Annotated in this window: 24 protein-coding genes and 1 tRNA gene; 19 read left to right on the forward strand and 6 right to left on the reverse strand. The window is 49.2% G+C overall.

Annotated elements, in window-relative coordinates; translation table 11 throughout:
- Positions 1 to 60 precede the first annotated feature (60 nt).
- Positions 61 to 1188, forward strand: coding sequence for an NAD(P)-dependent alcohol dehydrogenase (locus NGM66_RS09235; RefSeq protein WP_208907199.1), 1128 nt, complete (start codon positions 61 to 63; stop codon positions 1186 to 1188).
- Positions 1189 to 1264: 76 nt separating this feature from the next.
- On the opposite strand, the gene NGM66_RS09240 is transcribed toward NGM66_RS09235, so the two are convergent.
- Positions 1265 to 1795: a flavodoxin family protein gene (locus tag NGM66_RS09240; RefSeq protein ID WP_208907200.1), complete on the reverse strand. Its 531-nt coding sequence runs from the start codon at positions 1793 to 1795 to the stop codon at positions 1265 to 1267.
- A gap of 141 nt (positions 1796 to 1936) precedes the next feature.
- Here NGM66_RS09240 and NGM66_RS09245 point away from each other — a divergent pair, with 141 nt between their 5' ends.
- From NGM66_RS09245 to NGM66_RS09260, 4 genes are all read left to right on the forward strand, one after another.
- Positions 1937 to 3112, forward strand: coding sequence for an MDR family MFS transporter (locus NGM66_RS09245; protein WP_208907201.1), 1176 nt, complete (start codon positions 1937 to 1939; stop codon positions 3110 to 3112).
- Positions 3113 to 3186: 74 nt separating this feature from the next.
- Positions 3187 to 3456, forward strand: a complete 270-nt coding sequence (locus NGM66_RS09250; RefSeq protein WP_125574691.1) for a hypothetical protein — start codon at positions 3187 to 3189, stop codon at positions 3454 to 3456.
- A gap of 448 nt (positions 3457 to 3904) precedes the next feature.
- Positions 3905 to 5515, forward strand: a complete 1611-nt coding sequence (locus NGM66_RS09255) for a peptide ABC transporter substrate-binding protein (protein ID WP_208907202.1) — start codon at positions 3905 to 3907, stop codon at positions 5513 to 5515.
- A gap of 192 nt (positions 5516 to 5707) precedes the next feature.
- Positions 5708 to 5944, forward strand: a complete 237-nt coding sequence (locus NGM66_RS09260) for a hypothetical protein (protein WP_208907203.1) — start codon at positions 5708 to 5710, stop codon at positions 5942 to 5944.
- Positions 5945 to 6153: 209 nt separating this feature from the next.
- Here NGM66_RS09260 and NGM66_RS09265 read toward each other — a convergent pair whose 3' ends face one another.
- The 3 genes from NGM66_RS09265 to NGM66_RS09275 form a co-directional block, all read right to left on the reverse strand.
- Positions 6154 to 6465 carry a hypothetical protein gene (locus tag NGM66_RS09265; protein ID WP_208907204.1) on the reverse strand — a complete coding sequence of 104 codons (312 nt, stop codon included), beginning with the start codon at positions 6463 to 6465 and terminating at the stop codon, positions 6154 to 6156.
- 194 nt (positions 6466 to 6659) lie between these two features.
- Positions 6660 to 7331, reverse strand: coding sequence for a DUF6198 family protein (locus NGM66_RS09270; RefSeq protein WP_245155271.1), 672 nt, complete (start codon positions 7329 to 7331; stop codon positions 6660 to 6662).
- A gap of 178 nt (positions 7332 to 7509) precedes the next feature.
- Positions 7510 to 7582: transfer RNA gene (locus tag NGM66_RS09275), tRNA-Lys, on the reverse strand.
- Positions 7583 to 8533: 951 nt separating this feature from the next.
- Between NGM66_RS09275 and yycF the strand changes: the two genes are divergently transcribed.
- The 4 genes from yycF to NGM66_RS09295 are packed head-to-tail and all read left to right on the forward strand — an operon-like array spanning position 8534 to position 13324.
- The gene (yycF, locus tag NGM66_RS09280; protein ID WP_048733642.1) at positions 8534 to 9250 is read left to right on the forward strand and encodes a response regulator YycF; all 717 of its coding nucleotides are present in this window, start codon (positions 8534 to 8536) and stop codon (positions 9248 to 9250) included.
- A gap of 44 nt (positions 9251 to 9294) precedes the next feature.
- Positions 9295 to 11151 (forward strand): cell wall metabolism sensor histidine kinase WalK, encoded by a 1857-nt coding sequence (gene walK / locus NGM66_RS09285; protein WP_208907205.1) that lies wholly within the window; start codon positions 9295 to 9297, stop codon positions 11149 to 11151.
- A complete protein-coding gene (locus tag NGM66_RS09290) occupies positions 11138 to 12439 on the forward strand; it encodes a YycH family regulatory protein (protein ID WP_258115568.1) in 1302 nt (433 codons plus the stop codon). The genes walK and NGM66_RS09290 overlap by 14 nt, the downstream gene beginning before the upstream one ends.
- A 27-nt stretch (positions 12440 to 12466) precedes the next feature.
- Positions 12467 to 13324 carry a two-component system regulatory protein YycI gene (locus NGM66_RS09295; RefSeq protein WP_208907207.1) on the forward strand — a complete coding sequence of 286 codons (858 nt, stop codon included), beginning with the start codon at positions 12467 to 12469 and terminating at the stop codon, positions 13322 to 13324.
- A gap of 294 nt (positions 13325 to 13618) precedes the next feature.
- On the opposite strand, the gene NGM66_RS09300 is transcribed toward NGM66_RS09295, so the two are convergent.
- Positions 13619 to 14875, reverse strand: a complete 1257-nt coding sequence (locus tag NGM66_RS09300) for an RNA-guided endonuclease InsQ/TnpB family protein (protein WP_208910930.1) — start codon at positions 14873 to 14875, stop codon at positions 13619 to 13621.
- A gap of 106 nt (positions 14876 to 14981) precedes the next feature.
- Here NGM66_RS09300 and tnpA point away from each other — a divergent pair, with 106 nt between their 5' ends.
- The 4 genes from tnpA to rlmH all read left to right on the forward strand — a co-directional run bounded on the left by tnpA (position 14982) and on the right by rlmH (position 18847).
- Positions 14982 to 15425 carry an IS200/IS605 family transposase gene (gene tnpA / locus NGM66_RS09305; RefSeq protein ID WP_208907208.1) on the forward strand — a complete coding sequence of 148 codons (444 nt, stop codon included), beginning with the start codon at positions 14982 to 14984 and terminating at the stop codon, positions 15423 to 15425.
- 72 nt (positions 15426 to 15497) lie between these two features.
- On the forward strand, positions 15498 to 16325 hold the full coding sequence (locus tag NGM66_RS09310) for an MBL fold metallo-hydrolase (RefSeq protein ID WP_258115569.1): 828 nt from the start codon (positions 15498 to 15500) through the stop codon (positions 16323 to 16325).
- Positions 16326 to 16483: 158 nt separating this feature from the next.
- Entirely contained in the window at positions 16484 to 17827 is a 1344-nt protein-coding gene (locus NGM66_RS09315) for a S1C family serine protease (protein ID WP_245155272.1), read from the forward strand.
- Positions 17828 to 18367: 540 nt separating this feature from the next.
- Positions 18368 to 18847 carry a 23S rRNA (pseudouridine(1915)-N(3))-methyltransferase RlmH gene (gene rlmH, locus NGM66_RS09320; protein ID WP_125573817.1) on the forward strand — a complete coding sequence of 160 codons (480 nt, stop codon included), beginning with the start codon at positions 18368 to 18370 and terminating at the stop codon, positions 18845 to 18847.
- Positions 18848 to 18974: 127 nt separating this feature from the next.
- On the opposite strand, the gene NGM66_RS09325 is transcribed toward rlmH, so the two are convergent.
- Positions 18975 to 19349: a hypothetical protein gene (locus tag NGM66_RS09325; RefSeq protein ID WP_208907210.1), complete on the reverse strand. Its 375-nt coding sequence runs from the start codon at positions 19347 to 19349 to the stop codon at positions 18975 to 18977.
- 194 nt (positions 19350 to 19543) lie between these two features.
- Here NGM66_RS09325 and NGM66_RS09330 point away from each other — a divergent pair, with 194 nt between their 5' ends.
- The 6 genes from NGM66_RS09330 (at position 19544) to NGM66_RS09355 (ending at position 21913) form a co-directional block, all read left to right on the forward strand.
- Positions 19544 to 19786 carry a Mor transcription activator family protein gene (locus NGM66_RS09330; protein ID WP_208907211.1) on the forward strand — a complete coding sequence of 81 codons (243 nt, stop codon included), beginning with the start codon at positions 19544 to 19546 and terminating at the stop codon, positions 19784 to 19786.
- Positions 19787 to 19894: 108 nt separating this feature from the next.
- A complete protein-coding gene (locus NGM66_RS09335) occupies positions 19895 to 20173 on the forward strand; it encodes a Mor transcription activator family protein (protein ID WP_208907212.1) in 279 nt (92 codons plus the stop codon).
- A 3-nt stretch (positions 20174 to 20176) separates the two neighbouring features.
- The gene (locus tag NGM66_RS09340) at positions 20177 to 20479 is read left to right on the forward strand and encodes a hypothetical protein (RefSeq protein ID WP_208907213.1); all 303 of its coding nucleotides are present in this window, start codon (positions 20177 to 20179) and stop codon (positions 20477 to 20479) included.
- A gap of 53 nt (positions 20480 to 20532) precedes the next feature.
- Positions 20533 to 20940 carry a hypothetical protein gene (locus NGM66_RS09345; protein ID WP_258115573.1) on the forward strand — a complete coding sequence of 136 codons (408 nt, stop codon included), beginning with the start codon at positions 20533 to 20535 and terminating at the stop codon, positions 20938 to 20940.
- A gap of 113 nt (positions 20941 to 21053) precedes the next feature.
- On the forward strand, positions 21054 to 21608 hold the full coding sequence (locus NGM66_RS09350; protein WP_208907215.1) for a DUF1643 domain-containing protein: 555 nt from the start codon (positions 21054 to 21056) through the stop codon (positions 21606 to 21608).
- 2 nt (positions 21609 to 21610) lie between these two features.
- Positions 21611 to 21913: a hypothetical protein gene (locus NGM66_RS09355; RefSeq protein WP_208907216.1), complete on the forward strand. Its 303-nt coding sequence runs from the start codon at positions 21611 to 21613 to the stop codon at positions 21911 to 21913.
- Positions 21914 to 21935: the final 22 nt, after the last annotated feature.

Genomic DNA, 21935 nt, shown 5'->3' on the forward strand with positions numbered 1-21935 from the left:
CTGACGTAGCAGCTATTATGAAATTGTTCACAAACTACTGATTAAAAGGAGTGGCGTCTGATGACAAAGAAAGTAGAAGCTGCAGTTGTAGAGAAGCGCAACGCCCCGTTTGAACTGAAACAAATCTTGGTTGACGATAATCCTGGTCCCAAAGAAGTCTTAGTTCATATCGTAGCAAGTGGTATTTGCCATAGTGATGAAGCGGTCCGAGTCGGCGATGCTGGCGATTTGCCTTTGCCGGTTGTTTTAGGGCATGAAGGTGCTGGTATTGTCGAAAAAGTCGGCGCTGCGGTCGATGGTATTCAGGTGGGTGACCACGTGGTTTTGTCCTATGACTATGATGGAACCTGCGACAATTGTCTAGCTGGTCAACCGGCGTCTTGTGTGAACTGGGGGCCACTGAATATGGGTGGCAAACGCCCGAATGGACAAAGCAGCTTTACCAAAGAAGATGGTAGCGACGTCAGCAATTTCTTTAATCAGTCATCGTTTAGCACAACGACGCTAGTTCAGGACCATAATGTGACGGTCGTGGGCAAGGACGTTGACCTGCGGAAGGTTGGCCCACTGGGCTGTGGTTTTGTGACCGGGTCAGGGACTATCTTTAATACCTTGAAGCCAGAACCAGGTTCCAGCATTTCCATCTTTGGGACGGGTGCCGTGGGCGCAGGTTCACTGATGGCGGCCAAAGTAGCGGGTTGTACCCAAATTATTTCGGTAGATATCAAACCCAACCGGTTAGCGACTGCTGTGGAAATTGGGGCGACAGACACGGTCAATTCGGCCGAAGTCGATCCCGTCCAAGCGATTCGTGACCTGACTGGTGGTAAGGGTGTGGATTATGCAGTCGACACGACTGGGATTACCAGCGTGATGAAACAAGCCCTGGACGCGACGGGAATCAACGGGGTATTTGCCCCATTAGCCGTTTCCCAACAGGAAATGACACTGGTGCCATTCAACGATTTGGTTGGCGCGCAGAAGACAATCACTGGTGTGGTTATGGGCAATGCCGTGCCGCAAACTGAGTTGAAACGCTTGATCTCTCTTTGGCAAAAGGGCCTCTATCCCTTCGACAAACTGGAAAAGACCTTCAAGTTCGCCGACATCAACGCCGCCGATCAGGCCTCAACGAGCGGTGAAGTGATTAAGCCCGTGTTGATTATGGATGAGGATTATACGGTTTAAATAAAAAAAATAATGCTCGTGGACAATTGCCGATGAGGTAGTTGCCACGAGCATTTTTTGTTTCACGTGAAACAGCTTAGTGTTGGGTATGAAGCTTAGCGGCCAGTTGCCAGTAACTGCCAGGGAGGTCGGTCATCGCGGCGACATCTCCAGGGCCGTCAGCCGTCACGGTCGCTGTCCCTTGAAATGACATTTTGAGCCATTCGCAGGAGTGTTGGACGGCTTGGGTGATACCTAAAGCCTTGGTCTGGGGCGCATCGGCACCGACGACCAGAAGATAGAGACGCTTATTGGCAAAGTCAAATCCGTTGGTGTAGCTGTCAAACCAGCGGTCCATGAAGACCTTGAGCTGGCCGGTCATTCCGTACCAGTAGACCGGGGTGCCCAAGACGATATCATCTGCCTGCGCAAAGGTGGTCATCAACTGTTCGTAGTCATCCGTCGAATCGCGTTGTGGGCGGTCGGTGTCGCGGTTGTCCTGGACAAAGTGAAGGGGATGGTCGGTGAGGTGAATAGTGCTGTGGGGATAGTCTTGCAAGAAGCGTTCGCCTAAGGTGGCAGTGTTGCCGTGCTTGCGGGGACTACCATTAATGAACAAAAGTGTCATGATTCAGGGCTCCTCTCAAGCCTAGTTTACGGGACGCGGTCGCTAAAAAGCAATTAACTCGTCGGCCGGAGATAGTGTTTGGCCGGAAAAATATGTTAGAATTAGTCTAATTAAATTTTAACTTTAGAGAGAAGGCGGCTTATGCGCGAAATTCGACTCCGCTGGTTATTGCTGGGCGCCTTGTTCAGTAGTATTGGTATGAGTTTCATTTGGCCCTTAACGACGATCTACATGCATAACCGATTGGGGGCGTCGTTGACGTCAGTCGGGGTCATTCTTCTGTTGTACTCCTCAGCCAATGTGGTGGGAAGCGTGATTGGTGGCCGACTGTTTGACCGGTACAATCCCTTCTACCTGATTGTGGGGAGCGTGACCACGTCATTGGTAACGTTAGGGAGTCTGATCTTTAATCACGACTGGCCGGCATTCCCGATCTCCCTGATCTTCTTGGGGTTGGCCTCGGGGTGGACGCTGACGATGGTCAATTCACTGGGAACGACCATTCACAGTCGCGATGGTCGCTACATCTTTAACATGCTCTACTTTGCGCAGAACCTCGGGGTCGTCTTGGGGACGGCGCTGGTGGGCTTCGTGTATAGCGTGAGCGTGACGCTGCTGTTTGTGATTGCGTTCAGCCTGTTCGTGTGTTTCTTAACGGTCGTGGTGACCTGTTACCATGCACCCGCGGTGATGCAACGGCAGGTCGTGACCCAGACGACGCAGGTGATCACGATTCCCCGGCCCAACCGGCGGATCATGGCAACCTTTTTTATTTCGCTAATCGTCATTTGGGTGATGTACGAGCAGTGGGTCTCTAACTTGTCCGTGTACATGACCGGGATGGGGATTCCGATGCGTGAGTACAGCCTGTTGTGGACCATCAATGCGGGTCTGATCGTGGTCTTCCAGGCGGTGCTCAACTGGTTGGCGAACTTCTTTAGCAATCTGTACCTGCAGGTCTACGCCGGTATCTTCTTCGTGGCGCTATCGTTTGCGACGCTGATTTTTGCCAAGGATTATGGCCATTTTGTGTTAGCCATGGTCATCTTGACGCTGGGCGAAGCGACGGCCTTTCCGGCAATCCCAGCGATTGTGAACAGCCTGACGCCCCGCGCGGTCAAGGGTAAGTATCAGGGCATGGCCAATGCCTGGGCCAATGTGGGCAAGGCATTCGGGCCCTTATTCGGGGGCTTGGTCATCGATCACGGTTCTTATACGCTGCTATTCGTGATCGCTGCGGCCGCCAATCTGGTGATTTTAGGGGTCAATGGGCTGATGATTACCAGCAACCAACGGAATGTGGAAATTTATAAGTAAGTTATTTGCCTTTTGGGTGTATAATTGACTAAGAGGAAGTATTACGCACAAAAGGGAAATCAGGGGACAAGCACATGACAAAAAAAACAAGGGGAATCAGTGGTATCTTGCTGGGCCTAGTGGCTGGGGGCTTGCTCTTCAGTCAGGTACCGCAAAGTCAATCCACTGTAACAGATTCGGTCGTTCAACCGGCTTCCGGGCAAACGGCCGTGCAATTGGATACCACCGGCAAGGGGCACGTGGCAGTCAAGACGCAAACAACGACTAGTCAGGCGGGCAAAACGGTGAGTCGGCAAACGACCACCGTGACGCAGGGCCATCGGCAACAAGACATGCATAAATAAAAAGTTTGCGGGCGATTTTACAGGCGTGCAACGCAAATATACAAGGAGACGAACCTACGGCGACGCGGGTTCGTTCTTTTTTTACGCGATTATTCAGAAAATATACATAAAAATGAATGTTTATAAAAGGATTGACAATCAAAATGAATGATGATAAATTTAATATCAATCAAGAAGACGTTGCCAGAAGAGTAACCCGCTACCGTTTGCTTAGCGAGTCCGGAATGATGAGAGCCGGATCAAACGCACGGGTGAAGCGCATCTGGAAGTCGGCGCGGTGAAATTGGTAGCCCCGCCTGGGTCGTGTCCATTACCACACGGTGCATCAGCACGCTGAGAGATAAAACAAGGTGGTACCGCGAGTCGTTCGCCCTTGTTGACCAGAGATGGTCGACGAGGATGGGCGACTTTTTTGCTTGGTACCGACAAAAATTGAGGAGTAATCAATATGAAAAAACTTTTAGGATTAGGATTGGGATTCATGGCCATCACCGCACTGGCCGGTTGTGGGGCCACACAGGCACAAAGCAACGCTGATAAGGCGTTAAACGTCACGATGATTGGGAATCCGGCGACCGCCGACCCAGCCATTTCGGGTGACAGTAACAGTTCAAGCCTGATTGCGCAAACGGAAGAGGGACTCTACACGCTTGATCAAAACGGCAAGGTCGTGGCGGGCGTCGCTGAAAAGGTCGTAAAACCAACCAAAAACGGCACGGTCTACACGTTTAAGATCAAGAAGAATGCCAAATGGGCCAACGGGGATGCGGTCACAGCCCAAGACTTCGTGACCTCCTTTGACTGGCAGGTCAATCCCAAGTCCAAGTCACAGGTGGCCAACAAGCTGAAATATTTAAAGAATTATGACGCGGTCCAAGCCGGTAAGAAGGCGCCATCCGCGTTGGGCGCGAAGGCACTGGACAAGCAAACCTTACAGCTGACATTGTCACAACCCCAACCATGGTTGCCAGATATCTTGGCCACGGCGGCCTATCCCATGAAGACGGACCTCTTTAAAAAGTATGGCAACCAGTACGGGACCAGTGCAGAAAAGACGATGTCTGAGGGACCTTATAAGTTGGTAGGTTGGAGCGGCTCGACCGACAGTTGGTCTTACGTAAAGAATCAGCATTACTGGAATGCCAAGGGTGTGAAGATCGCCAAGGTCAACGTGCAAGTCGTCAAGGATCCTGGGACCTCCGCCAACCTCTTCAAGTCCGGCAAGGTCCAAGAAACGGTCCTGTCTGGTCAATACATCAAGCAAAATGCCAATAATCCTGAATTGAAGACCACACTGAACAGTTCGATGCGGTTCTTGGAATTCAATGATAAGAAGACGGTGACGCACAACACCAAGGTTCGGCAAGCCTTCTCCTACGTCGTTGATCGGCAAGCGCTGACCAAGAACGTCTTACAGGATGGGTCGGCGGCTGCTAAGAGCCTGATTCCGACCGGTGATGGCGATGACCCGACGACTGGTAAGGATTTCACGGCTGATGTCGGTAATCTCTTGAGCTACAATCCCAAGAAGGCCACGCAACTGTGGAAGCAAGCCAAACAAGAACTGGGCATCAAGAAAGCCAATTTGGAGCTCCTGACGGCGGATACCGATGAACAAAAGCACGTTGCACAGTACCTGCAACAACAGGCCCAAAAGTACATGCCAGGGCTGACGATCACCATCAAGTCCATGCCACTGGCCCAACAGATCGCCAAGGGCGCCGCTGGCAACTTTGACATCGACCTCGACGGGTGGACGACCGATTGGCGGGACCCTGCTGACTTCTTGCAAATGGCCGACGGTACCAGCTCCGTGAACTTTACCAAGTGGGATGACGCCCACTTCAACAAGCTGATGAAACAAGTCGATGATACGGCCAACCACACCACGCAACAACGGTGGGATCTGTTAAAGGAAGCCGACACCTACGTGACGAAGCAAGCCGGTCTGGTGCCGCTCTATCAACAGGCTAAGGCCCACCTGGTTTCGGATTCTGTGGGTGGACTGAAATACACCATGATGAGTGATGCCCAATATAAATATGCTTATTGGAAATAGTCACTGAGAAAAAAGTCGTTTCGCTATTTAGCGGAACGGTTTTTTTTCGACAAATCAAATAGTCAGGCTGGTGTTTACAGATTAAACGAGTGTATACTTACAGATAGAAACTATTTGGTTGCTTAACTTTGGGGATAGCGTGGGGAAAACGCTAAGTGGGGCAAGTGGCTTGAATCTAGAGGAGGCGCGGGGATGGAATTTCAACGCTTATTGAAGGAACAAATCGTGCAAACGGTCGATCTACTAGGGGTTTTCTTGTGTTTGTTAGTACCAGTTTTCCTGGTGAAAGGGGTCGTGGACCTCATCACCTTGGGCGAACTGTTTTGGGTCGACTATGGCGTCTTCTTCGTGGAAGCCGTCGTGGGATTTATCGCGTTATTCGCGGTAATCGACCTGATTGAGGTCGCCTGGCGGTACTGGCATAAGTAATATAGGTCATGTAAAGCGGGTCTAGGACAAAAGTCTCAGGCCCTTTGTGTCTCCGAATATCTGGTGTTGAAACCTGGGCCAAAAGGCAGCTGGTTCCGCTTAAAACTGATAAGCAAACAATCCAAGCCCGGGATTATTCGCTTATCAGCCTTAATGCTCGCCAGCTAACCGCCTTTTGTCCCACTCTCGTTTTTGACGTGGAATCTGGCCTACGCAAAAACCAGGCCGTGGTAGCGGTCTTCTTTTTTCCAGGCCTTGATCAGGTCCTGGGCGAGAAAATGGTAGTCTTTGGCTGACATTTCTGGCCGTACCTGGTGGAGCTGTTCGGCGACGTCAGCGGCGGATAATGCCTGACGGTAGAACAGGCTCTGGTTTAGGAATCGGTCGAGGCCGGTAATTTGGGTGTCGGTAAACGGAAAATTTAAAAGTAGTAGCGCGCTGGGGGTGATGCGAGATTTCTGCGCGAGCACGTTGAGCGCTTCTAAGATCAGTGCGTCGCGGGTCAATTCAACTTCATTCATGACTAATGATGCCTCCCTTATTTTGCTAGAATACGGGATTTTTACGCAGAAAGCTAGTGAAATTGCTTATAAATAATTTCATAGTGTAAACGCCAGTCATACCAAGGGATACAGCCGCTCACAAATTTAATTTTGACACCACTTTCACTAAAAAAACCGGCATCCTCGTCGTGAGAATGCCGGTTATAATTCGGTTAATGTGAGACCCGGAAATTGTGGTACAGGTGAGGCATAATGTGCTTGTCCGATGCGGCGATGATGACCCCATTGAAGAGAATGGAGTACAGCGTGCCGACGTTGACGGAGTAAATCTGCCGGGTAAAGAAGTAGCAGATGGCGATCATCACGATTGGCGGGATGAAGTCCACGAACTGCGAGGCCGTGGCCCGGCCGCCCAGGTACATGAAACGTAGGATGTTGGACGTGTCATCGTTGGGATGCATGATGAGGTTGGCCCGTTGATAAATTGAAATCGAACAGGCAAAGATCGTGACACCCAAGATGCTGAGGAGCATGCGCCACCCGAGACCCAGCGTGGGAATTCCCCATTTGGTAAACATCGCCACAAAAATATCAATAAAGTAGCTGAAACAAGAAATGAAGACGACTTCGCCCACAAAGCGGGGAATATCGACTTGATGGATCAACACCTGATTCAACAGCGCGCTGCAGACCCCCACAATCAGGAGGATGACCCCCACGTTGCCGTGAATCCAGTAGGCGATGTTGACGGCCGCCGCGGTCCAGATACCACTCCCGGCGTTGGCGGCGACGCTCAAGGCGTTACCAAACGCATTTAACACTAGTCCAATAATTAACGCGACGACCCGATAAGACATGCGATTCTTCTGCTGTTTCTGTTCCAAAACGACTCACCTCGACAAAGTTTCCGTAGCGTTTCTTCTATAGATAGCAGTTAGCTGGGCGCAAAATCGTCGCGGCCCGTTATGAATAGATATTAAATGTAGCGGATATTTATTACCTAATGATACAAAAAAATCAGCAACCACGAAGTTAACTTCGTGAAAGCTGATTAGTAAGTGATGGGCAGTCAGGGGATCGAACCCTGGACCCACGGATTAAGAGTCCGTTGCTCTGCCAGCTGAGCTAACTGCCCATGTGATTAAGTTGTTGTATGTCTTCCATATCAACGAGAACTATCATATCATGCGGACGGGGGGTGCGCAACCCCTTTTGCGAAAAAAGTTGATTTTTATTCAAAAAAACTGGGTATTTTATCAAAAACCTGGAACCTAAAATCCCGGTTTAACGCGGATTATCATTATTTTTGTGCCGGACAAAAATTTTTTCGCTTTTTTTGAAAAAAAGCCAAAATCAGGGCCAATCAGCCCTCACTGCGAGACAGTGGAACCAAAAAAACCGAAATTTTTTTGAAATTTCGCTCGATGATGGGTTTTGCCGACAGATTTGACGGATTCTCCCTCAGTTCGGTGTGAGAAAAAGCTATGCAATGAAAATTTTTGGAAAATAAACTGCCTCCAGCTACGCCAGAACCAAAACAATTAGCCGGCACTCGTCAAAATAACGGCTCACCGTCTCACCGGGGCAGCAATGACTTGACCACCGGCTTAAAAAAATATCGTTAAAATCACGTTACGCAATTGCAAAAAAACTGCCGTCAAAATGTAAGAATCCCAAAAAGCCTGGGAGCCAGGCCCGATTTTTCATGAAAACAGCCTACGATAATAGGCATATTTCAATATTTTGTTCAGGAAATACCAATATTTCCCGGGAAATATCAAGTTAAAACAACCTTAAATCCTTGATAGACTAGGACTGAAAGAAACTTCATGATGTGTTATAATTCAGGTAGCGTTGCTCTAAACGGCACTGGAACCTTATCAGGCCGGGCAACGTCCCTGAGAACCACGGGGCGCCAGCAAAACGGGCCCCACTATTCCTTGACTTTAAACGATGAAATAAAACTGAAAACACTAACTGGAGTGGCCCCATTGACGGTGGTAAATTGACACCCAATGGCCGGCCTGCCGGTAATCCTGCAATTACCGGATTCGCTTGTATTTCCCTTAAGGAGGAAATTTTTACTATGCCTAAGAAAATTCTCGTTGTCGATGATGAAAAGCCGATTACTGATATTATGAAGTTTAATTTAGAAAAAGAGGGCTACGAAGTTGATGTGGCCTACGACGGTGAAGCCGCCATTCAGCAGGTCGAAGAGGGAAACCCCGACCTGGTGATCTTGGATCTCATGTTGCCTAAAGTCGATGGGCTGGAAGTTGCCCGGGAGATTCGCAAGAAGCATGACATGCCAATTATCATGGTAACGGCCAAGGATTCCGAATTAGACAAGGTCTTGGGTCTGGAATTAGGGGCCGATGATTACGTCACGAAACCCTTCTCGAACCGTGAACTGGTAGCCCGGGTCAAGGCCAACTTGCGGCGGCAAAATACCGCAGCACACGCCCAACCCGAGGAACCAGAGAACCAAGACATTGAGATCGGTGATCTGACGATTCATCCAGAGGCCTATTCTGTCTCCAAACGGGGCGCCAACATTGAGTTGACCCACCGGGAATTTGAGCTCTTGCACTACCTGGCCCAACACATTGGCCAAGTCATGACCCGGGAACACTTGTTACAAACGGTCTGGGGCTATGACTACTTCGGTGATGTCCGGACGGTCGACGTGACGGTTCGGCGCCTGCGTGAAAAGATTGAAGACGCGCCTAGCCATCCAACGTGGTTGGTGACGCGGCGGGGTGTCGGGTACTACCTGCGCAACCCAGATTCCGACCAGGCTTAAGCTAGCGGCAACGCTAAATCTCGCATTGAGGAGTATGTGACTTCGTGAATAGTAAAATAAAATTTTTCCAGTCGATTCACTTTAAAATCGCGCTGGTCTTCGCGCTACTCCTACTTTTAACGCTGGAGATCGTTGGCGCCGTCTTTGTCCGCCAGTTGGAGCGGCAAAACCTAAATACGTTTAAAGCCCAACAGGTCGTGCAGACCTACATTGTGAATCGCTTGTCTGACGAGTTGACGACGACCAATACCACGAAGAGTGATAAGCAGATCAAGTCAACGCTGTCTGAGATCAACAACACCAATAACGCCCAGATTCGGGTGATCGACAACAAGGGGACCATTCGGGGAACCAACGAGGTCGATAACCAAGGAATCGTGGGCCAAAAAACCACGGATAACAATATCAAGAACGCCATCTACAATAACCGAGACGTGGTGCGGACGACCTATAATTCGCAGAACAACAGTCGCTACTACACCACGATCACGCGGCTGATTCGCACGCAGGGAAATAACAGCGAGTTGGTCGGGGTTATTTACATGCGCTCAAGCCTAGACTCAGTCTACCAAAACATCAACCAGATCACGCTGATCTACGTCTCCGCGATGTTTGTGGCCATCATTTTGGGACTGGTCATGGCCATCATTATTTCCCGGGCAATAACCCGGCCAATCGATGAAATGAAGAAACAAACGCTGCGCATCGCCCGTGGGGATTACTCTGGGCACGTCCACGTTTACGGCAACGATGAGCTGGGACAACTGGCCAGTGCCGTCAACAACCTGTCTGTGCGGGTGGAAGAGGCGCAGGAGTCCACTGAGTCCGAGCGCCGGCGGCTAGATTCCGTCATGGCGCACATGACCGATGGTGTCATTGCGACTGACCGCCGCGGGAACGTGACGATCATTAACGAAACAGCCAGCAGCTTCCTCGACCATGAGCCGGACGATGCGGTGGGCAAGTCGATTTTGGACCTGCTAGACATTCGGGACGACTATACGTTGCGTGAATTGCTGGAAGATCCGGACGACTTGGTTCTGGACTTCTCGACTGACGAACATGATCTGATCTTGCAAGCCTACTTCTCCTTGATTCAACGGGAATCTGGCTTTATTTCTGGGTTGGTCTGTGTCTTGCATGACGTCACGGAACAACAGAAGATCGATCAGGACCGCAAGGAATTCGTGTCCAACGTGTCCCATGAATTGCGGACGCCGTTGACCAGTGTGCGGGCCTACATCGAATCCTTGTCCGAAGGGGCTTGGAAGGATCCTGAGGTGGCCCCACGCTTCTTGAAGGTCACCCAGGAAGAAACGGACCGGATGATTCGGATGATCAACGACCTGTTGACACTGTCACGAATGGATTCCGGGACGCAAAAGGTTGACCTGGAAATGGTCAATTTGAACGAGTTATTTAACTATGTCTTGGACCGCTTTGACATGATGTTGAAGCAAGACGACAAGCCTGAAAAGACGTACACCATCAAGCGGGACTTTACCAAGCGTGATCTCTGGGTCGAAATCGACACGGACCGCTTCACGCAGGTCTTGGATAACCTGATGAATAACGCCATCAAGTACTCACCAGACGGCGGCGTCGTGACGGCCCGCTTACTGGAGACCCACAACAACGTGATCCTGAGCGTCTCTGACCAAGGGTTGGGGATTCCGCGCGCAGATATTCCGCGAATCTTTGACCGCTTCTACCGCGTTGATAAGGCCCGTTCTCGGGCACAGGGTGGTACCGGTCTGGGCTTAGCGATTTCCAAGGAAGTCGTCCAAATGCTGGGCGGTCGAATCTGGGTCGATAGTCGCGAAGGTCGCGGGTCCACGTTCTACATTTCCCTGCCTTATAAGCCGTACGATGAGGAGGATCTTTGGGATGAAGATAACTAAAGCATTTCTACCACTGGGGTTGACCCTAGCCGTGGCAGTCAGTGTGGCGTTATCGGCCATGATCTGGACGAACCCGGCGCAATATGAGCGCAGTCGGCAGCGCAGTTCGAATACGCCGACGACCGAGCTCAACACCCGGCCACAAAAGGATGTTTACCTGCCAACGGAGGTCGTGTCTACTGACGTCAACGGCAATCAGGAATTGTTGAACAACCGGAAAGTCAACTTGACGACCGAGGTACGTGAGGCCCTGTCCAAATGGGACCTGGGCGGCATTCGGCGGGTGCGGACCGGTTCACAGGCGAGCTACATGCGCTACCTGACGATGAAGAACAGCCTGTTGCTATCGTACTCGGCACCGGTCAATGTGAAATTGTTCAATACCGTGTTCGGCAGTCGCCTGGCGCGGCTATCGACCGAGTTCTCGCGGATCATGATTCCCCTGGACAACACCAAGGCCCTTTACCTGCTGGACGACAGTGGGCAAAAGGTCTACCGGGTGACCGTGCGCAAGAGTGATCTGAAGGCGATGCGCAAGATCCTAAAGGAAAATCTCTTCCGCATCAACGTCAAGATGCAGTGGTTGAACTGGTCGGCCATGCCGTACGTCACCAATACCGTGACGGTGCAGGCCTACAGTTACTTGGTCAACCAGCAGTCGACGGATTACTTCACGACGCGCTTGTTGAACAAGGGTGAGTCGACCAACGTGTCGGCCAAGCGGAATAAAGATAACACGATCTATAGCGACGGCGCCTCGCGGCAGTTGACCGTTTATAACAAACGGGGGACGGCCTTGTACGAGGACTACAGCGCGCTACAGTCGTCATTTACCTTTAGTCAGGCCCTCACGGCGAGCTATAACGCGGTCAAATCGATCGGAATCCCCATGGAAAACCTACGTTACTACGGGTATACCAAGAGCAACTCGACCGTGACCTACCGGAGCTTTGTTGAAGGGTTCCCAATCTTCAATCAAAGTAACTACGGTGCGGCCCGGGTCCAAATGTTGTCACAAGGCGTGCGGCGCTACAACTTCTCGCTTTACAGCCTGCAAGTGCCAGTGCCCACGGATAAAAAAGCCGAGAGTCTTCCCAGCACGCAGCGGGTCATTGACCAACTGACGGCGGCCGGGTATAGTCAAAAGAAAATCGTCAGGGTGCAGTTGGGTTATCAATGGCTGGCCTCGTCCTCCTCGGATAAGGTGGTCAACCTGACGCCAACCTGGTACGTGTACTATCAGGGGTCCGGGTGGAAGACCTATAACCAACTGTTGAAGCAGCAATAAACCGGTCAAAAAGGAGGGCGGTCTGGCATGGATTTTCGCCGCATCGAGTGGTTATTTCTAGTCGCGTTCATTGTCATTGATATCTTCTTGTTCGCCGCCTTTCAGCGCGATACGTCCGGTGAGACCGATACCACATCAGCCCGCTCGGCCGATAGCGATACGACCATCATCAAGGAAATGCGGGCGGACGACATTACCTTCAGTGCCCCGTCCAAAAAGATTGGCGAGGGCTACTACATTTCCACCAGCAACGACGATAGCATCAAGAGTAGCTTGACCAGCCTGAGCGACCAAACCGTTCGGTACCACACGGATGGCACGATTGCGTCAACGTTTAAGACCCCCATCACCGGCGTCGACCCCAAGCATCCGGACAAAACGCTGGATACCGTGGTCAACAACGGTGCGTTGATCTTAAATGGGACGAACTACTATTACAATCAGCAGTTGTCGAGCCGTAACACCGTAGTCTACACGCAACACGTGACGGATGGTCAGATTTATTCGCGGTATGGCGAGATTCGCTTCAGCCTGACCAATGACGGCCAGGTGACGGGCTATACGCAAGGCTATTTGGCCAACGTCGCCACGTTGCGGGAAAAGACGGAGACCATTTCAGAACGCAAGGCGTTGATCTGGCTGTACCAATATAACCAGATTGCCAACAACACCAAGATTGTCTGGACCAAGCTGGCCTATACCCGCTACTTCACGTTGAAGAACAGTAGCGTCTACATCCCGACCTGGGTCATCGCCGTCAAGGCCAATAGCGGCAACAACGCCGGCGTCTTGCAGCTCAAGCACGTCAACGCCTTTACCGGAGCCATCTTGACCAATGATAGCAACGTGAAGACGGTGAGTGGCACGTCGAGCACCAGCGATTAATCTGACAGCGTTTATAATCAAATAGCAGCACAGAGGCGGCCGTGAGCCGTCTTTTTATACTGGTAGGGTGGCAGCCAATACAAACAGATTAATATTAGTTACAAGACCGGTGAAATGCGGTATGATAACGGTAATCAACCACCCCTGACTAAAGTCAGAGGTTTGTGGGAACAACATCCTAAAATGTTACGACCACAATTTGCTTAGATACAGCGATTGCCTGCATGCAGGTCTTACGGGCTAATTAACAAAGCCTTTAATGTCCGCAGGTTGCCAGACGGACGATGTCTTTTACTAATCTGTTAGTGTAACTAACCCCTTAGCTAAAATATTCTTAGCAGCGTTATGGTCACGAACGTGGTAAGCGGCACATCGCGGACAGGTCCATTGGCGATCAGTCAGAATCAATTTTTGAGTTGCCTCAGTACCCATAACAAAGCTGCAAGTACTACACATTTGCGTGGTATTTCGTGGGTCCACGGTCACAAATTGACGTTTGTACAAATCGGCCTTATATGCCAGCATGCCTAAGAGTGTCCGCCACCCGACATCGGCAATACTCATGGCCAGGGCATAGTTGCGTAACAGATTTTTACTTCTTAACTCTTCGGCGACAACCAAATCGTGGTTCTTGATTAGTGCTGTCGAAACAAGATGTAAGAAGTTTTTCCGTCGATTAGCTACCTTGCGTTGAATAATAGCTACCCGTTGCCGTTGTTTCTGATAATTTTTAGATTCACGCAAGGAGCGATGGGCTTTCTTAGCGCGCGTTGCCCGTCGAGACAGTGTCCGCTGAGCCTTAGCCAACTTACCCTTGATTGACCGGTAGAATCTGGGGTTAGCAATCACATTGGCGCTGGAATCCGTCAGAAAATTATCCGTATTTAGATCAATGCCAATGGCTGCCCCAGACTTGGACGTCACTAAGTTAACAAATGGCTGGTCAGATGCCAACTGGAGGGAAATGTAGTAGCGGCCCGTCGCGTCCATGGAGATAGTCGTTGTGCCAATACGAATTTTAGCTTTACGCTTGATCAATTTGGATGGCATTCCCTTAAAGCGTAATCTTCCCAGCTTGGATAGCTGGATATGCTTGTCATCTAGCAGGCGAATACTGCCATTAAGCATATTGGGCGTCTCAACTTTACTGGCATAGTGATTGGAAGTCTGATATTTTTGTTCGGTTCGTTTCTTGTGGAACACGGGTGTTCCCGCTTGATGAACTTTACGAAAATTCTTCCAGGCGGTGCGATAATTCTTGATGGCATTGACCTTCATGTTGCTGTCGAGCGCTTTGTCATTCAACCAACCGTGAATATTAGAAATGTTAATAGCCGGGTGCTTTAATCGTTGCTTCAATGTTTCAATCCGTGTTTGAACTAGCTTAATAGGCGTTTTAACTTGGCGCAACGCAAATAACTCCCGGTTCATGCCGTTCATCTCGTTGTAAATAAATCGACTAGCATCGCTATTCAGCTTAATCAAGCGTTTCTGCTCATTCGACGGAAAAACTCTTAATTTTACGCCGTAATGATATGGTAACTGGGCCATCGTTTTACGCAAATCACTTCCTCCTTTCACTATGAAATTATGATATCATATAAGGTAATCAGAACATACTGAATACACTTATAAATAAATTTATAGGAGGATGCAGATGAGTAAAGAAGATAGTCGGTTACTGGATGCAATTTACGAACGAGGTTATGTCTACAATTTCCATTTTCACCTAATTTGGGTCACAAAGTACCGAAAGCCTATTTTTACGACACCAACGCTGGTGTCTGACATGAAGAAAATTTTGACACGAATTGCCCAACTAAATGAGGTCACCGTGGAAACAATAGCAATCATGCCAGATCATGTTCACCTATTAATCAGTTTCAAGCCTAAATACGCACCCACAAATATTGTCAAGGCATTTAAGGGCGCTTCTGCGCGGATGTTTTTTGAGAAGCATCCCGAAACCAAGCAACAACTCTGGGGCGGACATCTCTGGTCAAATAGTTATTACATGAGTACCTTGGGTAACATGAGTAAAGAAATCGTCGAAAAATATATCAAGAACCAACCTACCAAGAACATTCGAAAAAAACAGTGACTGGCATTCCTCTCCTGATTGAAATCAGAAGATTCCTGCCTTAGCTATCATTGAATTTAAGGAGAGGTCGAATTGGATTTGCGAACGGATACAGCAGTAGCAGATGATTTGCGCATTAGCATCTTGTCGAGCGGAAGTACGGGTAACGTGGCCTACGTGGAGAGCCCCAACGAACGGATCATGATCGACGCGGGACTCAGTGGCAAGAAAATTGAAAAATTAATGGGCGACATCAACCGCAATATGTCAGACGTCAATGACCTGCTAGTGACGCACGAGCACTCGGATCACCGCCAGGCCGTGGGCATCTTGGCGCGGCGCTACGAGCAGTTGAACGTCCACGCCAACGCCGGGACCTGGGACGCCATGGCGGGGAAGATTGGTAAGGTCGACCTGGCCCAGAAGCACATCTTTGCGCCGGACACGGTCCAAACCTTTGGCGACATTGACGTCGAGAGCTTTTCTGTTTCCCACGATGCGGCGGAACCCCAATTCTACGCGATCCACTATCATGGCAAAACGTTTGTCATCTTGACGGACACCGGCTACGTTTCCGAGCACGTCGAAGGGGTCATCAAGGACGCCGACGCCTATCTGTTGGAATGTAACCATGACGTCGAGATGCTGCGGATGGGCGAGTATTCCTGGCCACTGAAGCAACGGATCCTGGGCGATAAGGGCCATTTGTCTAACGAAGAGGGCGCGGATGCCTTGATGGATGTCTTGGGAAATCGGACCAAGAAGATCTACCTGGGCCACCGCAGTCTGCACAACAACATGCAGTCGCTGTGCCACCTGACCGTCGCCTCCATGATGGAGAACCGCGACTTTGGTGTGGGCCATGATTTTCAGTTGATCGACACCAATCCAGAAGAGGCCACCCCCTTAGTCGCGCTATAGTCCGCGTCAGTATAAGTTTTGGTAAACTTTAGGACTTCAGCACCGAATCATCAAGAAAAATTCATACTCAGTCGTTACTATAAAAACTATTAAACGACCGGTCGGTGGCTGTGACCACTGACCGATGAATGGGAGGGTTCGCGCGTTAGCGCAATGTGATGGATAACAACAATAATCAAAATAATAATTTGAATGACGAAAACCAAGCAACTCCAACTCCAACGCCTACTCCGGAACCAAAAAAGCGGGGCGGCCTGACCTTAACCAAGGTGGCTGTGACCGCACTGGTCGCTGGCCTGTTAGGTGGGGGTGCCGCTTACGGCGGAATCACTTACCTCAACAACAGTGGTGTCAACGATACGGCGGTGCCGACTGGCAGTAATAAGAGTGGCAACGCGTCAACGTCCAACGTGACGGTCAACGTGTCTAGCCAATCGACCAAGGCCTTCAATAAGGTCAAGGGCGCCATGGTCTCCGTGATCAATTTACAAAAGCAAAATAGCAGTAACAGCACCTTAGGGCAGTTGTTCGGCCAGGAATCTTCTGGCTCGAGCTCGAAGTCCAAATCTGAACTGGAAGAAGCCTCCGAAGGGTCGGGGGTCGTCTACAAGAAGAGCGGTAACACCGCCTACATCGTGACCAACAATCACGTGGTGTCCGGGTCATCCGCCCTGCGCGTCGTGACCAGCTCGGGTAAGCAACTCCAAGCCAAATTGGTCGGGAAGGATTCCGTCACCGACTTGGCCGTCTTGAAGGTCAACGGTGCGGATCTGAAGACCGTGGCGTCATTTGGGAACTCCGACAAGGTCAAGGTCGGTGAAACCGCGTTGGCCATCGGGTCGCCACTGGGTAGCCAGTACGCGACCTCGCTGACGGAAGGCATTATCTCCGCCAAGAAGCGGACGATTGAAACGACCAACTCCTCCGGGACGCAAACGGGGAACGCGACGGTCATCCAGACCGATGCCGCCATTAACCCCGGTAACTCCGGTGGGGCGTTGATTAACGTCGGCGGGCAAGTCGTCGGGATCACGTCGTCCAAGATTGCCAGTGATGCGGAAGGGACGAGCGTTGAGGGGATGGGCTTTGCCATTCCATCGAACGAAGTCGTCAACATCATCAATCAGTTGGTCAAGAAAGGGAAAGTGGTTCGGCCGGCGTTAGGCATCACGTACGTGGACTTGGCCAACGTTTCCAGCGCCCAACAGAAGTCGATCCTGAAGCTGCCATCTAGTGTGGAAAGCGGGGTCGTGGTCATGAGCGCCAGCGCCGGGTCACCAGCGAAGAAGGCCGGCTTGACCAAGTACGATGTCATCACGGCATTGGGTGGTCACCAGATTTCGGATCAATCCACGCTGCGAGACATCCTGTACAAGTACAAATTAAATGATACGGTCTCCGTGACCTACTACCACAACGGGAAGAAGAAGACCGGGAACATCAAGTTGACGGAAACCTCTTCACAATTGCAGAGTAGCACGTCAGCCACCTCAGAGTCATAATTTAACGAAAATGAAAGCGTCCGCGGATTTTTCCAGCGGGCGCTTTTTGGCTGTGGTAAGCTGTTTGATGAAAAGCCGAAGTTTAAGGTGGCGTTAGAGGAAATGAAAACGTCCCCGCTGGTAACTTTCACGAACGAAAAGTGAGCGACGCCTGGCGGTAATTCAGGCCCAAAACTGGCGGCGAAAAAAGCTGTGGATAACTTGGGGGATAAAAGGGTACAATAGACAGTGAAAAAGTTATGAACAGGAAGAGACCGGCAATGGAACCGGTGTAAAAGTTATCCACAGGCAGTGAGGATAACTGTGGATAGAAAAAGTTGATGACTCGATTCTGCGTCTGAAAGCCAGTCACCATGCGGTTTGTAAGCGGATAGACCGAACGGGCGTTTCGTCTGTGACCGGTGGATAACTAATTTTATATTGACATTTTACAAAAAATCAAATGTGGGGGGTCACCCAGAACTTACCCCCTATATCTAGGAAAACAGGTTGTGCACCTGTGGATAACTTTGTGGACAACCTGTGTACAGGAGGCTAATTATGAACATCAAATTCGTGGTCGTGGGTAAATTGAAGGAAAAGTATTTTAAACAGGGGATTGCGGAATACGCCAAGCGATTGTCGCGTTTCTGCAAATTTTCAATCGTCGAGGTCCCCGATGAAAAGGCCCCAGAAAATCTCTCGCAGGCCGAAATGGACCAGGTCATGGCTGCGGAGGGCGAGCGCATCTTGAGTAAGATCAAGGACCGCGAATACGTCTATGCGTTGGCCATCCTGGGCAAGGAACGCTCGTCAGAGGAGTTTGCCAAGGAAATCAAGGACTTGACCACCTACGGCCACTCAGACATCACGTTCGTCATTGGTGGCTCCCTGGGCCTCACCCCAGCCGTCCTGAAGCGCGCCGACACCCAAATCTCGTTTGGCCGCTTCACGCTACCGCACCAGTTGATGCGGTTGGTGTTGACGGAGCAGGTTTATCGGGCTTTTATGATTAATGAGGGGTCACCTTATCATAAGTGATGCGGTTTTTCTTGTGATTACTCGTTGTTAGACAGGTACGGTAGTCCTTATCACAAGTAGTGCGGTTCTTAGAATATGTGTAGTATAAAAGCCATCCGTAAGCTGGATGGCTTTTTTGAAGCATACATTAGTTAGTATGGCTGAGGACTTTAAATGACCCCTTCTTGAAGTGAGCACTGTAGCCATACTTGCTGGTCATTTTATATTTGTGAGGACTTTTTATAATAAATTCAAAGCCTTCATGACCAGAGTATGTAGTCTTAACGATAGAACCCTTGTGTAAGGTGTAATGACCAGTGACCTTGTTCTGATAGGCAAGTGCTCCGTACTTGATGCGTTTAACTTTAGTAGTCTTCTTGATTTTCACTCGATACCATCCGTCAATGTATTTCATTTCCCAAGCGGATGCCTGTGCAGTTTGAGCCGGGCTAATTAATGGTGCGGCAACTGAAAGTCCTAGAACAGTAATGGCCGTCAGTGCAATTGATTTTACTTTTTTCATGGTGTGACCTCCTACTTGATATCCTCAGTATACAAAATTCGGAAGCCAATTCAAGTGAACAATAGCCCGTACTTTTCCTTATAAATGGTCTAATGAAAATGAGTTATCTAAGTTTTCAAATATATATTATTATCATGAAGGCTTAGTGTATCTAACACTAGGCCCATTTTTGTGTACAGAAAGGATGTTGAATTATGAGCAAGAATGTTGTCTATGATGCTCTATTTCCAATTTACCAAGAGTTAAATGATTTAGTGGGTGAGGAGAAGATGCTGAAGATTTATGGCTATTGGCGAGGGTCACAAATCAGCCTACCAATGCGGCTATACAACCCTAAGCAGTTGCGACCGATTTTAAAGGCATCAAGGGACAGCAATAAAGATTTAGCTAGACTATACGGGTATTCTGAGCGCTGGGTTCGAGACAATCGTCGGTAAGAAGTTAGTGCAGAATTCAAGGAAAGTGTAAGTACATTTGTAAGGACGTTAAGCAGTTACGAAAAGAACCAGTATCAACTAAAATTTCAATTGAGAGGTGGCGAGTTAATGGCCGAAGATGTTGAGATTAAAGCCCTACACCAGTTTTACCGAAGCTTAAGTGAAGTAGTTGGCACAGAGGCTATGTTGCGCATCCATGCTCAGTACAAGGGAACCCAACTGAGTATCCCAATTCATCTGTACGACCGTAAGCTGGCCGCTCAACAAGTGAGAGAAGAGTTTGATGGACACAATCAAATGGCATTGGCTCATAAGTATGGCTACTCACAAAAGTGGGTGTACAAAGTCTTGAGACGAAATGAGGAAGGTAAGGCAAAGGAGGAATAAGTAATGGGATTTATTTTGTTAATTGCTGTTATCGTGGGAGTTTGGATTGCACATAGCAAATTTGGTTTAGGTTGGGGTAAAATAGGAGCTGGGGTCGCGGCAGGATTCATTTTTTTGACGCGATGGGCATTTAGTCAAGATCATGAACGTAGTCAGAAGATAGATGCACGGTTTAAACGATTGAGTCAACTGACCAATGAAGAGTTGAAGAATTACGCTAACGATTACACAAACTCTCCTGAAGAACGAAGCTCAGCACTTAGAATGCTGAATACGCGTCGTGAGAATGGAACTGGACCGTTCTGATTTTCTAAATGCTGGGATTCATTATTAATACTTATTAATTTGGAGGTAAGATGATGGGAAAATTTAGTAAGGCGGCTGTTACAGCAATGACCGTGTTTCTTGTGGGCGGAACGGTATCAACTACGGCCAGTGCCGCGACATGGCATAAGGGAACGCCCAAAGCTTTGAGGGGTAACTGGAAACGTAGTTATAACGATCGTGGTTCAAAGGTTACTATTCACTTTCGTATCAAATCCAAGTCGATGAATATTGGTCGTCCAGGCTGGGCCGCGGAGAGTTGGTCAAGCTTGAAGTATCAAAAAGTGGGAGCTGGTACCTACAAGATTAAAGGCACGTATCGAAATGGTGGTACGTTAACAAAAAAGAATTCTCATATGAAGTTAGTGAAGAAGTCAGGAAAGGTCACTTACAAAAATTCGTGGTCTAGTAGCTACTCATATCTTGGCTGGTTTCACAAGTAATAATTAAAATAGTAATTATAATTTCAGGGCCAATCGACGTTGTACAGAAACGTCGATTGGCCCTATTTTTTGTGCACTGGATCATAGGAACATAGAAAAAGGAGAACGAAATTATGACAGAATCAGCAACGACAAGTCCTGTAAATTTTAAGCTTGAAGGAACGGTAAAATTCAACAAGGCAAAGACTCACCGGTATGAATTGAAAATAACGTGGAATCAACCGGCTAAGAAATTAGCTATGATCATTACCAACTTCCCGGGTAGTAGTGATGGTGTAGTCATGGATTTAACAACAATGCTGATTGTCAATCATGTGAGCCAACTAGGATTTGACGGTGTGGTCATGGTCAACTTATTTTCAGCCCTAGGCATTAATGAAAATCCCAAGCTAATGACGAGGGGGGTAGATTCGGTCACCGATCAGGTCATTTTACTATCTGCCAATGAAGTGAAGCAGGTGATTTTGGCTACAGGTTCATTTACTAATCAAAATGTGATGGCTCAAAAACGGCAATATAGCATCATAAATGGTCTTAAGAAAGCGGGGTTTGATAAAAAATTAGCGATGCTTTGCGATGGCAGCGGGAAACCAGCACATCCATTAGCAGCCAAGGTGCGTAAGGACTGGCATATCCAAGTCCTTTCAAATTCAAAGGGGGACAAATAGCCATGATTATCGACGAGCAGATGTGGAAACAAGCCTTGGCTTATGCGGCTGGAAGTTACCTGAATAAGAAGGTAACTCCGCAAGAGTTAGTTGGCGAGGCAGAGCTATTTGAACGAGATGAGTTGGATCCAGATTGGCTTCCGGTGGATAGTAGCTCGATTCTGCCAGTGAGAGTTGTGGGATATGTGTACGGTATCGCTGGTACTGACTTGATAGCGTATTCACTGGTTGGCCTGGAATCAGAGACGCTCTACTTGATGGGACTGTTTAAAGGCGGACGTCTGGTCTGGTTTGAGGAGGGATAATTCATGAAGATGAACAAGTTTG

Source organism: Levilactobacillus yiduensis (assembly GCF_024718525.1).
Taxonomy (GTDB): domain Bacteria; phylum Bacillota; class Bacilli; order Lactobacillales; family Lactobacillaceae; genus Levilactobacillus; species Levilactobacillus yiduensis.

Bases quoted from the DNA above. Each gene is read 5' to 3' on its own strand.
- NGM66_RS09235 (WP_208907199.1), top strand. From the start codon at position 61: ATGACAAAGAAAGTAGAAGCTGCAGTTGTAGAGAAGCGCAACGCCCCG.
- NGM66_RS09240 (WP_208907200.1), bottom strand. From the start codon at position 1,795: ATGACACTTTTGTTCATTAATGGTAGTCCCCGCAAGCACGGCAACACT.
- NGM66_RS09245 (WP_208907201.1), top strand. From the start codon at position 1,937: ATGCGCGAAATTCGACTCCGCTGGTTATTGCTGGGCGCCTTGTTCAGT.
- NGM66_RS09250 (WP_125574691.1), top strand. From the start codon at position 3,187: ATGACAAAAAAAACAAGGGGAATCAGTGGTATCTTGCTGGGCCTAGTG.
- NGM66_RS09255 (WP_208907202.1), top strand. From the start codon at position 3,905: ATGAAAAAACTTTTAGGATTAGGATTGGGATTCATGGCCATCACCGCA.
- NGM66_RS09260 (WP_208907203.1), top strand. From the start codon at position 5,708: ATGGAATTTCAACGCTTATTGAAGGAACAAATCGTGCAAACGGTCGAT.
- NGM66_RS09265 (WP_208907204.1), bottom strand. From the start codon at position 6,465: ATGAATGAAGTTGAATTGACCCGCGACGCACTGATCTTAGAAGCGCTC.
- yycF (WP_048733642.1), top strand. From the start codon at position 8,534: ATGCCTAAGAAAATTCTCGTTGTCGATGATGAAAAGCCGATTACTGAT.
- NGM66_RS09290 (WP_258115568.1), top strand. From the start codon at position 11,138: ATGAAGATAACTAAAGCATTTCTACCACTGGGGTTGACCCTAGCCGTG.
- NGM66_RS09295 (WP_208907207.1), top strand. From the start codon at position 12,467: ATGGATTTTCGCCGCATCGAGTGGTTATTTCTAGTCGCGTTCATTGTC.
- NGM66_RS09300 (WP_208910930.1), bottom strand. From the start codon at position 14,875: ATGGCCCAGTTACCATATCATTACGGCGTAAAATTAAGAGTTTTTCCG.
- tnpA (WP_208907208.1), top strand. From the start codon at position 14,982: ATGAGTAAAGAAGATAGTCGGTTACTGGATGCAATTTACGAACGAGGT.
- NGM66_RS09315 (WP_245155272.1), top strand. From the start codon at position 16,484: ATGGATAACAACAATAATCAAAATAATAATTTGAATGACGAAAACCAA.
- rlmH (WP_125573817.1), top strand. From the start codon at position 18,368: ATGAACATCAAATTCGTGGTCGTGGGTAAATTGAAGGAAAAGTATTTT.
- NGM66_RS09325 (WP_208907210.1), bottom strand. From the start codon at position 19,349: ATGAAAAAAGTAAAATCAATTGCACTGACGGCCATTACTGTTCTAGGA.
- NGM66_RS09330 (WP_208907211.1), top strand. From the start codon at position 19,544: ATGAGCAAGAATGTTGTCTATGATGCTCTATTTCCAATTTACCAAGAG.
- NGM66_RS09335 (WP_208907212.1), top strand. From the start codon at position 19,895: ATGGCCGAAGATGTTGAGATTAAAGCCCTACACCAGTTTTACCGAAGC.
- NGM66_RS09340 (WP_208907213.1), top strand. From the start codon at position 20,177: ATGGGATTTATTTTGTTAATTGCTGTTATCGTGGGAGTTTGGATTGCA.
- NGM66_RS09345 (WP_258115573.1), top strand. From the start codon at position 20,533: ATGGGAAAATTTAGTAAGGCGGCTGTTACAGCAATGACCGTGTTTCTT.
- NGM66_RS09350 (WP_208907215.1), top strand. From the start codon at position 21,054: ATGACAGAATCAGCAACGACAAGTCCTGTAAATTTTAAGCTTGAAGGA.
- NGM66_RS09355 (WP_208907216.1), top strand. From the start codon at position 21,611: ATGATTATCGACGAGCAGATGTGGAAACAAGCCTTGGCTTATGCGGCT.